This window comes from Ruegeria sp. BF6 (genome assembly GCF_056538665.1).
In genome coordinates this window covers 1-13,477 of record NZ_JBQFTN010000011.1, presented here as the reverse complement: position 1 = coordinate 13,477, position 13,477 = coordinate 1, and the positions used below count along the sequence as shown (strand labels likewise).

11 protein-coding genes and 1 tRNA gene are annotated in these 13,477 nt (G+C 53.8%); 7 read left to right on the top strand and 5 right to left on the bottom strand.

Going from position 1 to position 13,477, the window contains the following annotated elements; genetic code table 11:
- Positions 1 to 60: 60 nt before the first annotated feature.
- Positions 61 to 657: a LysE family translocator gene (locus tag ACR0IM_RS18240; protein ID WP_480682774.1), complete on the top strand. Its 597-nt coding sequence runs from the start codon at positions 61 to 63 to the stop codon at positions 655 to 657.
- Position 658: 1 nt separating this feature from the next.
- Here the strand turns inward: ACR0IM_RS18240 and ACR0IM_RS18235 are convergent, their stop codons facing one another.
- Positions 659 to 1,492, bottom strand: a complete 834-nt coding sequence (locus ACR0IM_RS18235) for an AraC family transcriptional regulator (protein WP_480682773.1) — start codon at positions 1,490 to 1,492, stop codon at positions 659 to 661.
- A 121-nt stretch (positions 1,493 to 1,613) separates the two neighbouring features.
- Between ACR0IM_RS18235 and ACR0IM_RS18230 the strand changes: the two genes are divergently transcribed.
- A complete protein-coding gene (locus ACR0IM_RS18230) occupies positions 1,614 to 2,576 on the top strand; it encodes an acetyl-CoA carboxylase carboxyltransferase subunit alpha (protein WP_480597164.1) in 963 nt (320 codons plus the stop codon).
- Here the strand turns inward: ACR0IM_RS18230 and ACR0IM_RS18225 are convergent.
- The 3 genes from ACR0IM_RS18225 to ACR0IM_RS18215 all read right to left on the bottom strand — a co-directional run bounded on the left by ACR0IM_RS18225 (position 2,573) and on the right by ACR0IM_RS18215 (position 5,186).
- Positions 2,573 to 3,700 (bottom strand): lytic murein transglycosylase, encoded by a 1,128-nt coding sequence (locus tag ACR0IM_RS18225; protein WP_480597167.1) that lies wholly within the window; start codon positions 3,698 to 3,700, stop codon positions 2,573 to 2,575. The two genes, ACR0IM_RS18230 and ACR0IM_RS18225, sit on opposite strands and share 4 nt — an antisense overlap.
- Before the next feature lie 111 nt (positions 3,701 to 3,811).
- Complete coding sequence (locus tag ACR0IM_RS18220) at positions 3,812 to 4,459, bottom strand: GntR family transcriptional regulator (protein WP_480597171.1); 648 nt, start codon at positions 4,457 to 4,459, stop codon at positions 3,812 to 3,814.
- A gap of 31 nt (positions 4,460 to 4,490) precedes the next feature.
- On the bottom strand, positions 4,491 to 5,186 hold the full coding sequence (locus ACR0IM_RS18215) for a M48 family metallopeptidase (protein ID WP_480597174.1): 696 nt from the start codon (positions 5,184 to 5,186) through the stop codon (positions 4,491 to 4,493).
- 100 nt (positions 5,187 to 5,286) lie between these two features.
- On the opposite strand from ACR0IM_RS18215, the gene ACR0IM_RS18210 reads away from it, so the two are divergent.
- The 3 genes from ACR0IM_RS18210 (at position 5,287) to ACR0IM_RS18200 (ending at position 7,640) form a co-directional block, all read left to right on the top strand.
- Complete coding sequence (locus tag ACR0IM_RS18210) at positions 5,287 to 5,613, top strand: TIGR02300 family protein (RefSeq protein WP_480597177.1); 327 nt, start codon at positions 5,287 to 5,289, stop codon at positions 5,611 to 5,613.
- Between the two features lie 142 nt (positions 5,614 to 5,755).
- Positions 5,756 to 5,831: transfer RNA gene (locus ACR0IM_RS18205), tRNA-Ala, on the top strand.
- 282 nt (positions 5,832 to 6,113) lie between these two features.
- A complete protein-coding gene (locus ACR0IM_RS18200) occupies positions 6,114 to 7,640 on the top strand; it encodes a site-specific integrase (RefSeq protein WP_480682772.1) in 1,527 nt (508 codons plus the stop codon).
- A gap of 8 nt (positions 7,641 to 7,648) precedes the next feature.
- Here the strand turns inward: ACR0IM_RS18200 and ACR0IM_RS18195 are convergent, their stop codons facing one another.
- On the bottom strand, positions 7,649 to 9,817 hold the full coding sequence (locus ACR0IM_RS18195; RefSeq protein ID WP_480682771.1) for an ATP-binding protein: 2,169 nt from the start codon (positions 9,815 to 9,817) through the stop codon (positions 7,649 to 7,651).
- A 163-nt stretch (positions 9,818 to 9,980) separates the two neighbouring features.
- Between ACR0IM_RS18195 and ACR0IM_RS18190 the strand changes: the two genes are divergently transcribed.
- Entirely contained in the window at positions 9,981 to 10,541 is a 561-nt protein-coding gene (locus tag ACR0IM_RS18190; protein WP_480682770.1) for a recombinase family protein, read from the top strand.
- A 763-nt stretch (positions 10,542 to 11,304) separates the two neighbouring features.
- Positions 11,305 to 11,724, top strand: a complete 420-nt coding sequence (locus tag ACR0IM_RS18185; RefSeq protein ID WP_480682769.1) for a hypothetical protein — start codon at positions 11,305 to 11,307, stop codon at positions 11,722 to 11,724.
- Positions 11,725 to 13,477 lie beyond the last annotated feature (1,753 nt).

Genomic DNA, 13,477 nt, shown 5'->3' with positions numbered 1-13,477 from the left:
ACAGTAGTCACACACTATAACGCAATTTCATTTGCCCGCTGATCAGTGATTATGTGCGCGATGTCCTATGAAGTTCTTCTGGCCCTGATCGCCTTTGCTTTCGTCTCGTCGATCACGCCGGGACCGAACAACCTGATGCTTATGGCGTCTGGTGCTAATTTCGGCTTTCGCCGCACTATTCCCCACATGTTGGGAATCGGGTTGGGGTTCACCCTTATGGTCCTGCTGGTCGGCGCCGGGCTGGTACAGGTGTTTGACCGGTACCCGGTCAGCTACACGATCTTGAAGCTCGTCTCAGTGGTCTACCTGCTGTACCTAGCATGGAAAATTGCGCATGTAGCACCGACCAAGGCCGGGGTCACGAAAGGCGATCCTATGACCTTCCTACAGGCCGCCGCCTTTCAATGGGTCAATCCCAAGGCCTGGGCCATGGCTCTGACGGCGACTACCGCCTACACCCCGGATCATACGCTGCAGGCTATCGTGATCGTGGCGCTGATCTTTGGAGCGGTAAACCTGCCTTCGGTCAGCACATGGACCGTTCTGGGACAGCAAATGGCGCGGATCCTAACGAACCCGCGCCGCTTGGTAGTATTCAACTGGACCATGGCTGCGCTGCTGGTCGCATCGCTTTTCCCGGTCCTGTGGCCGAACTGAATCACTTCAACGGCAGGCAGATTTCCGTCAGCAGTTCTTCGGGCGCTGTATCGCGCGGGTCGTTCAGATAGATTTCATAACAAGGTTGGTCCGCAGGTTCCTCGCCCGATTCTGGCAGCCAGTTGCCGAACAGACTGTGATAGGCGGCCCCAAGCCCGGAATAAGGACCCTTGAACGTCAGAACAGCCGTCTTGCCGCCAGGGATTTGCACAGCCTCCATGCCTTCGGGCGTATCATCACCGCGGAATTCGGCTCCGGCATAACTGCGCAGATCGTCAACGGACACAGCGTCAGGGCTATCGAGATAGATGCCGATCACCGGCCCGACCTGCGGCCACAACTGGCGGGATTCGCACAAGGCACCGAAGGCCGCAAAGCTCTTGCCGATCTCGGCATAGGCGCCTTTGTGCGGCAGGCCGACAACGCGGCGGGCGGGTTCGGTTCGGGTGGTGACAGGATACATTGGATATTCTCCGGTTCTGAAATGTGGATGGACGGGCAAGAACTGCCCGGCCTTGCGAAATGCGGCGGGGCTGCTGCCGTAGGCTTCGGAAAAGGCCCGCGCAAAGGAGTTCAGATTGGGATAGCCCACGTCTGCTGCGATCTGCGTCACCGGCCTGTCAGACCGAACCAGCCCAACCGCCGCACGGTGCAGACGGATACGACGCACCGCCTGCGCGCAGGTCTCACCGGTCAGAGCGCGGAACACTCTGTGCCAGTGAAACCGGGACATCGCCGCTACATCGGCCAGCTCATCCAGCGACAGGTCCCCGGCGGGGTGGTCGTGGATGTAGGCCAGCACGCGCAAAATGCGGTTTTCATAGCTGGTTGGCATTTGTGTCCTTCCTTCTCTTTGCCCATCCGTGGTCGCATATCCTGCTTCCACAAATCTTGCTGAGTTGCATCCCGCGCAACCACAGGTCATATAGCGGGGAAATTCCGCGTTGAGAGGCGTCATGACCCAGTATCTGGATTTCGAAAAACCCCTGGCCGAGATCGAAGGCAAAGCCGAGGAGTTACGCGCGCTGGCCCGCGCCAACGAAGAGATGGACGTGGCCGAAGAGGCCGCTGCGCTGGACGCCAAGGCGGCCAAGCTGCTGGAAGAGCTTTATGATGATCTGACCCCTTGGCGGAAATGCCAGGTGGCGCGTCACCCGGAGCGCCCGCACTGCAATGATTATGTCGATGCCCTGTTCACCGAATTCACTCCACTGGCCGGCGACCGGAACTTTGCTGACGATCTGGCGGTAATCGGCGGTCTGGCGCGGTTCAACGATCAGCCGGTGATGGTGATTGGCCACGAAAAGGGTTCGGACACCAAATCGCGGATCGAACGCAACTTTGGAATGGCGCGCCCCGAAGGATACCGCAAGGCTGTGCGCCTGATGGAGATGGCCGGTCGGTTTGGCCTGCCCGTGATCACTCTGATTGATACGGCGGGTGCCTACCCTGGCAAGGGCGCCGAGGAACGTGGACAATCCGAAGCGATTGCTCGCTCGACCGAGATGTGCCTGAAGATCGGTGTACCGCTGGTGTCGGTGATCATCGGCGAAGGTGGCTCTGGCGGGGCTGTGGCTTTTGCCACGGCGAACCGCGTCGCGATGCTGGAACATTCGGTTTATTCGGTGATCTCGCCCGAAGGCTGCGCCTCGATCCTGTGGAAGGATGCCGAGAAGATGCGCGAAGCCGCCGAGGCGCTGCGCCTGACCGCGCAGGACCTGCAAAAGCTGGGCGTCTGCGACCGGATCATCACCGAGCCCAAGGGCGGTGCCCACCGGGACCGCGAGGCGACTGTTGAATCAGTTCGCGCCGCAATTGCCGCCATGCTGCAAGAACTGGACGGCAAGGATGCGGCGGCCCTGATCAAGGATCGCCGTCAGAAGTTCCTGGATATCGGCTCGAAAGGGTTGGCGGCCTAACCGCCCAACCGCCGCAGCAACTCGACAGAGGGTTTGCCGGTAGCGGCCAATCCATTGGCCCGCTGGTACGCGCTGATCGCGGCTTCGGTATTCTTGCCAATCACCCCGTCGGCGCCCTGCGTGTCATACCCAGCCGACGTCAAACGGCGTTGAAGTTCCTTGCGGTTCTCCAGCGTCAGCCCGGTCGCGTCCGGCCCGAACGAGGCCTGAAACGGTGCACCACCCGCAATCCTGTCAGACAGATGGCCAACACCGATCGCATAGCTGTCTGAGTTGTTATAGCGTTTGATCACCTGAAAATTGCGGAACACCGCGATGCGCGGCCCCGGTTTTTGCGGCTGCAGCACCGCAACAGGCGCACCCGAAACCGTACCGGCCTCACCACCCCAAGGCTGTCCGCGAACCCAACCGGCGCGCGCCAGATAGGCGGCGGTAGAGGCCAGTGAGTCCGTCGGATCCTCGGACCAGATATCCCTCCGCCCGTCACCGGTGAAATCCACCGCATAGGCTAGGTAGGACGTTGGGATAAACTGCGTATGCCCCATCGCCCCGGCCCAACTGCCGGTCATGTTGGTAGGGTTTGTGTCGCCTTCCTGAATGATCTTCAGGGCCGCCACCAATTGCTTTTCAAAGAACGCACCACGCCGCCCGTCATAGGCCAGCGTGGACACTGCCGAAATCACCGGCACATCCCCGCGCCGCGCGCCATATCGGCTCTCCAACCCCCAAACAGCAACGACAACCTCTTTGTCGACGCCGTATTTTGCTTCGATCTGCGACAGGGTTCCGGCGTGCCGCACCAGCATCTGCTTTCCGGTGGCGATCCGCTCGTCCGAGGCTGCAATCGCCAGGTAGTCCTCGAGCGACCGCTTGAATTCAACCTGATTGCGGTCGCGTTCGATCACCTCGGGCAAATAACCTGCCCCCCGAAAGGCACTGTTGAGGGTGGATTGCGATATCCCCTGCGCCGCCGCTCGGCCTTTGAAGCTCGCGACCCAAGCATCCCATCCAGAATTTGGCACCGGTCGCATCCGCGACGCGGGTGTGTTGGTCGGGGCACCGGTGGAACAGGCGCTCAGCAGGGCCGACCCGAGACCCAGTGAAAATGTCCGTCGATTGATCATGACTGAAATCTGCTCTTGTTGTGATTTGGGCCAGATTAACCCAGACCCAATCTTCAAGCCACAACGACGAAGCATCTCAGGAGCGATTTCAGGCCTTCGGCAACAAGCCGCTTAGGTGACCAGCAACCGCAGACCCTGTGTCACATCCGTCCGGACCGCCAGTCGCAACCCGGGCTCGTCTCCGGCCTGCAACGCCGCGATGATCAGCTTGTGGTTATGCGGCGGATCGGTCCGCCGCAACCTGCCGTACAGAGTGCGCATGGTGGGACCAAGCTGCAACCACACGGTTTCAGCAATCGCCAGCATCGCCGGGGCCTGTGCCCGCAGATAGAGCGTGCGGTGAAACTCCAGATTGGTGCGGATATACCCAACGGCGTCACGCTTGGTCACCATCTCAGCCACGTTCATGTTGATGCTTTGCAACCGGTCGATTAGCGCCATATGCGCCCGAGGCAGGGCGCGGCTGGCCAGCTCAACCTCAAGCAATGCGCGCAGGGCGGCCAGTTCCTCGATCCGGTCATTGGTCAACTCGGGCGTGGAAACACGGCCCGAGGTTGACAGAAACAACGCCCCTTCAGCCGCCAAGCGCCGCACCGCCTCACGCGCGGGGGTCATCGAGACACCGAATTCCTTGCCGATCCCGCGCAGGGTCAGCGCCTGCCCCGGCGCCATCTCGCCATGCATGATTCGAGAGCGCAACGTGCGATACACCCGGTCATGTGTCGCGCCTTGAGAGTCGGAGGGGCGTGTGGTCAACATTCCCAATTTGTGATCACAAACGGGCGCGAGGTCAACTCACGGCGGCATCAAATCTGTATCGGTGCAACTGGGCCCCGTTGTCGCGCAACCAGCGCCTCTGGTCACTGTAGTCACCGAAAACCCGTTCGACCTGTGCCCAGAACGCCGGAGAGTGATTCATCTCGACCAGATGCGCCACCTCATGCGCTGCGACGTAGTGCAGGATCTCGGGCGGAGCGAGGATCAGCCTCCAGGAGAACATCAGCCCTCCGTCTGAGCTGCACGACCCCCACCGCGAACGGGTGTCGCGGATGGTCAGGGTGGAATAAGAACGGCCCAGCATTGCGGCGTAGTCATCACAGGCCCCTGTCAGGCGATCCCGCGCCAGTTCCTTGAGAAACCGCGCCAAACGCCGGGCCTCGGCCCCTGCGGGCACGGCGATCTCATCACCTTGCAACAGAACACGACGGCCCTTTGCCGGCACGATTCGCCGCTCTACGCCCTCGATAGGGATGGTCTTGCCGAATTGAACAACGGCCGGGTCAGGGCGATCCTGCAAATGCTGACGTATCCACTCTTCCTTGGTGCGGGCGAAGCTCAGCGCTTCGGTCTCGGGCACGCCCTGCGGATAGGTTAGCGTAACCCGCCCATCCAGTTGGGAAATCCGCAGGCTGATCCGTCGTGCCCGCGCCGATTTCCGCAACGTCAGCGGCACCGGAGGTGTCCCGGGCAGTGCGTGATCTCCCATATGCCTGTTTCTCCTGCTCAAAGGCTTTGACAGTGCCCGCTGCATGTGGCACGTGACCTGAATCGTTGATACGACTCACCTGATATCAAGGGGATTTGACATGCCCAAGGAAGAATGGGGCGTAAAGCGCGTTTGCCCAACAACCGGCAAGCGGTTTTACGACCTGAACAAGAACCCGATCATCAGCCCCTACACCGGCGAGATCGTGGAGCTTGAGACCGGCAAAAGCCGGATGATCGCTGCGGATGCGGAAGATGCAGCCTCGGCCAAAGCGCGCAAAGACGCCTCGGAAGAAGATCTTGTTCTGGATGATGACGACAATGTCGATGTTGATCTGGATGATGATCTGCTGGACGATGATGACGACGACAATGATGACGTCTCGCTGGACGATATCACCGACATGTCGTCGGAAGACGAAAACTAAGACCGGTCAGGGGCGGCCTCTCGCCGCCTCATGCCCACCCCCGGACGCGGAACGGAAAGTTTTTGGCAAAATCCATTTTTGGACTTGCACTCCCAGCCACCGTCTCATAAACGTCCGTCCACTGCTTCGGCAGTACCTGGAAGGGGCCTTAGCTCAGTTGGGAGAGCGCTTGCATGGCATGCAAGAGGTCAGGGGTTCGACTCCCCTAGGCTCCACCAAAACCTAACAATACAACTAGATAGCAAGCATTAGAGCGGTGTGACACACAGGTGTGACACAAAATGAAGCTGCATGCGTATCTCTCACTGTCCAGACATGGCATTTATTACTTCCGTTGGCCCCTACCCGACACAAGACCAAAACCCCACACTAGGCCAAGCACCACACGTAGGACCCTTCGAGTGTCTTTGCGCACAAGATGCCCTAAAGAGGCTGGTACTCTGGCACGGCGTCTTGCAGTGTGCGGCGACACAATTACAAAGCACATAGAACAATCGGGCATGAACTACGGCGAACTACGCACGAAGGTGCACGGACATTTCAAGAGAGTATTGAAAAGGGCAAAGGCGCGTAGGGATGAACTCGGCCCATTCACCGATCCTGAGAAGGAGCGCATGATTGATACCCTCCAATACTACGAGATGGACAATGAAGACTACTGGCAGTTGATGGGTAAGGAATACGCCACGCGGGAATACCAAAAATTCTGCGATGCTGCTGATGTGGCACAAACCCAACCAGTTGAGACCAAATGGACAATCCTCGATGAAATCCGAAAAGCGCAAGCCAGTTTTTATAAGGCTCTGCTGGAACACGATAAGACGTTCGAGAGCTACGATTTCAGCACGAAGCCCAGCGCGGTTGTGAGAGCCCCAGAAGGCACTCAAGCCAGTTTCAGCATTGCCCCAGCCGCAATTTCAAAGATGCCCCCACAGGCGCTTTCTAACCCGCTCCTGTCCATCCTGTTTGCCGAGAGAAAAGCTGAGGCGGAACAGACGGGTCAATGGTCGGCCAAGCTGCTGAACGACTATCAGGCTTGGACAGACCTTTTCACAGAATTGCAAGGCGACCGGCCAATTCTCGACTACAAAAAAGCTGACGCACGCGACTTCAAGAATGTCCTGCTTGAGCTTCCCACCAACAGAAACAAACTACCGCAAACGATTGGCCTAACGCCTAGTGACGCCATACAAGCGGCCAAAGACCACAGCTTGCCGACGCTATCAGTAAGTACAGTCAACAAAGCATTGGGAAGGTTACAGGGTATATGGAAGTGGGCAGATAAACAGCTGGACGAAGAAGTTGCAGACATCTTTGGACCGATGAAGATAGCTGACAACAACAACGCCAGAAACCAACATGACCCGTTTAGCAAAGAGCAATTGCAAGCCATCTTCAACAGCCCGCTGTACACCGGATGCAAGTCTAAGCGGTTCCGCAGTGAGCCGGGAGATACAGACCTGAGCGATACCAGTTGGTATTGGCTTCCACTACTGGGCCTATGGACAGGCGCGCGACTAAATGAATTGTGCCAGTTGCGCGTAAACGACATCGACCAAGAAGACGGTATTCCCTTTGTGCGGGTCCACGAGGGCGACGAAGACCAGCGTGTCAAATTCGGCAAGAACAGGCTAGTTCCCATTCATCCTGAGCTAGTCCGCCTTGGCTTCTTACGTTTCACGCAAGCACAACGGCAGGCAGGTCACGAGCGGGTATTCCCTGAACTAAAGCTAGGTGCGACGGGCTACTACTCGGATCAGGCAAGCAAAGACTTTAGCCGCTACATCGACGCCATAGGAGCCAAGACGGGAAAGACTTCTTTCCATTCATTCCGTCACAACTTCAAAGACGCCTGCCGCCATGTCGGTGTGCAACCCGACATCAATGACATTCTCTTGGGTCATGCTTTGCCGGGTATGGCAGGGCGCTATGGCGACGGGAACGTACCTTTGTCGGTATTGCGCGAAGCCATTTGCAAAGTGGAGCATAGAGGCTTGTCGGTTATAGGCATCAAGGGCTTCTCATAGCTATTGATCTAGCTAGTTGTATGAGCGTCCCCAGAGCCTTGTTGGTCCGACTGAACTAGGTCCATAGTCTCCTGTACATCAGGCGATACGTCCGTGATACGCTTCATGAAAGGTGCGTCGCTAAGGCGTTCATGGAGGTTCATCATCCGCTTTTCCGCCTGACCGATGAACGTGTTGTAAAGTATCGGCTTAATTACTGTTCGATCCCCATGTGTCATCGGGTCGCCTTCTTGGGGTTCAATCTCGTCACCCAAAAGGAAGCCGGTCACCCTAGTGTCTCGGGTTACATATCCTTTTTCACGCAGTTCCCTAATGTAACCCCAAACTTGGTTCTTTTCGTCTATTCCTAATGGAACACCGGGCCGTTTTAGCTCGACAATAATGAGTGTGTCGCACCCGCTTTGATTGTGGTCTCCATCATAGCTGGGCAGTTCATAGAACCCGACGGTGCTGTCAGGTAACACAGCAAAGTCTGGTCGCTTTAGAGACCCCTGCTCCTTACCACCGAAGAGTTCACGTATAACTCGGGTCATGCCTTTGTTTGAAGTGAACTCAACACTCTCAAACTGAGGACCAAAAATCCAAAGTGCTTTTCCAAAAAGTGGCTGTAGCTCTTGTACTTCTTTCGTATCTGTCGAGCTAGTCTTCGCTCTGATCTCTTCTATGAGCTTGAGCCGATGCGATACTATGTCCAACGCCTCCATAGCCGACTTGAGGGTCCACTCTTCAAGTAGCCCGTTCCATTCATCAAGGTCGTTTGGCGAGAGTTGATGTAGCTTTTCGAGCAAACTGTATTGCGACTGTGCCATCTCAAGGTTGGCTAGAATGTCCATCACCTGTTCTAGCTGCTGTTCACCAAGCGTTGGGCAACGCTCTATCAACTGGTCCAACATACCGTGCCATCGTTCTTGGCTTAGCTGTGGAAGCGAATGCACCTTCTCTGCGTGCCTAACTGTGATATCAGACTTGGTGCGCTGTCGCTTGGCGCTTAGAAGATCAGCAAGTTCGTTCCTTATCTGTTCGTGCACTACGGCTTTAGTTGTAGTCCACCGTTCATTTTCTTCCCTGAAACCTGACCAATCTGGGAGAATGTCAGTGGTCTCAAGAAAATCGGCTTCTACCACGAAGGAAAACCTTTTTGCTTCCTCGGTTCGACCGTCGATCAGTTTGTCCGAGAAGGAGTTCCAGTCGGCATCGCCGACCAGCCGACGATTAACCCACCATGCGATCCCGTGTTGCTTGGTAGTTCGGTCAGCTTTTGCGGAGTTGATTACTCTAATGTTTGCAACGCCGTAATCTGCTACTTGAACCGGAACCTCGCGAATTTGCCCTTCTGGAATATCTTGAAAAGTAACAGATAAACCATCCACGTTGACCTTGAATTGGGGGTCCAACAAAAAGCGCGTGCTAAGGACAGAACGAACATCGTCGGGAGACAGGCTGCTGCCCCTAATACTCAACCCTTCGATTATGGTCCCGCTCTCAAAATCCCCGGCTGTCTCGTCGACCAGATCAATTTCAATTGGGTTCTGCAAACCCTGCGAAACATCGAACACGCAACGCACACCGTCTTTTGTGGTTGTCACTCTGTAAGGCGAAGAAAAGTGAAAAGCGGCATGCCTACCCCGCCCATTGTTGCCATACACCCGCCTTGGGCGTGCGCCGGTTAGGTCTTCTGGCGGTTTAGCAATGCTACCTTGATGGGAGGTGCGGTCGTAATCGAGAGTTCTCCAGCGGGTCGAGAACTCTTCTTTTGTCATGCCAGAACCGTTGTCACGAATGGAAAAACCGGTGTCGCTTTTTACTTCCGGCCAGTCTATGTTCACTTCTGTCGCGTAAGCATCCCAAGAATTCGCCACTAGTTCCACGAGAGCTGTTGTCGGGTCTGACATTATGGCTCCGGCATATTTACCTAGAAAACGGTCGGCAAATAGAGTTCCTTGCGTGTCTACCAATTGGTCCACCATAAAAAATTCTTCAACTTCTGGGCGATCATAAGACATGGGACAAGGCAGGCCAGCTTTTTGTTGGAGCGACGGCAGTTTAGTCGCAGCAACGTACCATTTGTTCCCCCTTTGTTCAATCCCTTGATCTCGACTGAACCACATCGAACAGAATTTTCCGACACATTTTTTCGTGCCGGTATCTATACAGTCGTTGCCACTCAACTCCCCCATACCCCCCGCTTGCAAATGACTTGAAATGGTGGGGTTTGCCTCAATAGGCCCTGCCCCAGCGACACAACTGGCTCACACGCAAATTGCGTCTCACATATATTGACTTTGACTTTTGAGACAATATGTATCTCAATATCTAAAACTTTGAGAGACGGGACAGATCATGCTTGTTGGCTATGCTAGGACTTCCACTTTGGATCAAACGGCTGGACTTGATGCTCAACTACGGGAACTAGAAAAGGCCGGGTGCGAGAAGGTATTCACCGAACAGGTATCCTCAGTGGATGTGAAAGCGCGTGAGAAGCTCACAGAGGCGCTTAACTTCATCCGAGAGAGTGATCACCTAGTAGTAACCAAACTTGACCGTCTGGCGCGCTCAATGGCCCACCTGATGGAAATCCGCAGCCAGCTTGACGCCGTTGGGGCGCACCTAACGATCTTGGGATTAAATCTCGACACTTCCACTGCCCAAGGCAAGCTGATGTTGAACCTGCTGGGAAGCGTGGCCGAGTTTGAGCGTGAGATTATGCTGGAACGCCAGCGTGAAGGAATTGCCAAGGCCAAAGCTGCCGGAAAGTACAAAGGGCGCAAGCCGACTGCATTGGCAAAGTCGGACGAGGTGCTTGCACAGGCAGGTGAAGGTATCGGCGCTACCAAGATCGCTCAAAACCTCGGCATCAGCCGCGCATCGGTGTACCGGATACTCAATGCGGACCAAAGCTGACCGTTTCTACCCCAATTGTTGGCGGGCTGGACAGAAACCAATCTGAACTTGAACAGATGCGCGCTCGTGCCGGGCCATCTATCTTCTTTGCAACTCGGCAATTTGATCGGGTTCAGTCCGATAATTTGCTTACCCCTTCCTCTTATGAGGGAAGAAATGGATACATGCATGCTTTTGTATATTTGATCCGTTTGCCCCGTTGGATTATTACCAGATCAAGGCCGGATGCACATTTCTGAATGCTTCATCCGTTTGCCCCAGTTGGATTAATAACCAGATCAAGACCATACCATGCTTAGTATATTGATTACATATACTAGTAGATGATCATCATAGCAGCATGATCATAGTATAGACATGATAGAGCACCCCGGTATGTATATACCTATAATATACTAATAGCTCTACATAGAATACATACTAGGTGTATGTGCACTAAGTATTCATCAGTAGTAGATACCTTATGGAGTATAGTATGCGTATATACACAAAACATCACACCAATAGTAATACTATACACATGTATGCATAGTGCACTGGATGGTTAGCCAGTATCAGAATGAAGACTAGTATACTTGGTATATACACCTAACAAGAACAGTTTATCTATTTGTTTTATATTACTTTTTATCCTTGTATCCGGTTGAATTTTGCGGCTAAAGACACACCAGCATAAGCAGTCTAACAATTAAATCGAAGAGACTGCACCGGGTACAGAACAGCACTGCTGACACCAACTTGTTCTATATACTGGGGACTACAATTGAGAGACCTTCTATCGGAAGATGTACTGCGCGGCGTTGAACGCATTTATCGACTGCAAAGAGCATCTCGGGCTATCAACCTAAACGAGCTAGACCGGATGCTGGCGAACGCCTTCCTGACCGATGAGCGACCGTGGCCGATCCAAAAACTAGAGTATCACACAGGCTACACGAGAGCAGCCATACGCAAGCATCTAGTGGACTATGACAGCATGGGGATAGCAGAATGCAATACCCAGCAAGGGTGGGTTTTAACGCCTCTGGGACACCGCACACTTTCACTGGCGTTCAGTGAACTGCTTGCAATAGCAGAAGGCAATACAAATAGGTTCACCCGCGAATTGTTAGACCTGTTGGGCAATGTAGATGTTACTGCCGCTGTTAGACCGCTTCACACACCGAGCAATAATATCCTCTGAAAAATAGGTTTCGGACGAGCAAGCAGGCTACACAAAGCGACCACTAAGGTGTTCGACGGCCTTGCTGGGAGTGGGCGATGTTTGATTGCATATAAATACTATTGGTGTTTCAAATTTACCGATTTTGTGGTATTAAGCTGCCACTCATTTTTTGTTTCAATAATAGCGGGGCATTTTGAAATGCGCTGGATATTATATTTGACCACAATTGTGGGACTCTTATTAGTGACATCGACTCCTATTCATGCAGGTTCGATCAGGTGCAGCGGTAACTATACTTTGAAAGCTTGGAAAAAGACCTGCTGGAAGGTCGGATTCTACAAAGACTGCAAGAAAGTACCGCAGTACAAAACAACTTCTACCAGCCATGGCCTAACCGGAGTCGGTCGTCACACACCATCTTGCGGCAAGTGCTACGCGATAATGGAAGGGAAAATAGCGACTGATGGATGGTCAATTGCTGCTCAGCATTGGAAACGGTGCGGATAATTAGTGCCACCCCAAAATGATTCAACTCTTTTCAGGAGGTCTCAATGAAGAAAGCTACTACTCTTTCAGCATTCCTACTCGTGCTTTGCACTCCCACGATCGCTGACACAATTTCAGTTAATTTCAAGAACTCGACTTCCTTTGATTACACATTTGATGTGAAGGATATGGTGTGCAACAGTCAATTCCCAATTTCACTAAACTCCGGACAGTCGAAGGCGTACCCCATTTGCAGTAGCGGTGCTCACGACTCAGGCTATGGGAAGGTGATTTACAAGAAACAGGGCAACACAAGTTGGACCGAAAAGTCTCTTATTACTGCTGGTGAGACCATCGACCTAAGATAAGCCCAAACCAAACAACGCCGCAGCAATAACTGATAAAGAGCTTCTGCGATTCAGACTAGCACAAGTAAACGGTGTAGGTTGCGCACATCAAAGTGTGACACTAAGGTGAGACGCACTGCAAACCAACACACTACAATAGTGTTTACTATCAGTGCATTAGGCGTTCGGCGGCGTTTCCCCTAGGCTCCACCAAAACCTAACTGGTGATCCGCCACCCAAAGTTCTTCCTTTTTGGCAGCAGGAATTTCCCTTGGATCCAAAACCGACAGTCCTTCATCGTAAGCTGAGCAGAGACTCGTGAGCCTTAACAACTGAGTTAAGAACACAGAAGGGACCACCAAGTGGATACACGTTGCAGTTGCAGCACGCTCTAACTAATTTGATCTTTCGCTCAAATAAACCGGCTTTTCAAACCTACTTAAACAGCGCTAACCTTTCCCTCGTTTTTTGCTTGCCCCTTGGCAGTTGCAATCTGCGTTCACTTTTAGAGTTGCGGCAATTGGGCGGCTTCGTAGTTAGTCCGAAAACAATCTAAACTTGAGCCCGGCGCAGAAATTCAGCTACGGTGAGGCATGTTGATCCAACCAACCCTTCTCAATGACAAAGCGCAAAAGGTACAGTCACAAGTCTTCGTCTGTGGTCCGGGACTAACCTCAGGACGGGTCGACATTCGGCACTTAGCCCGGCAAGAGCTCGAAAAAATGCAAAACGTTAAAGTTGTGTATGGCGAAGAAATAGAAAAACAGTACCTATATTCACGAAAAGGAATGGACCTGCAGACACTTGAAGCAAGATTTGCTCATGACGTGGATTTTACCCTACTGATTGTCTGACGTCAGCGCCAATGGGACAGTTTAGGTCGATTTGATAAGAGAGGGTTTCTGGCTCATCGTAACCGCCAAGGAGTGGAGATGAGA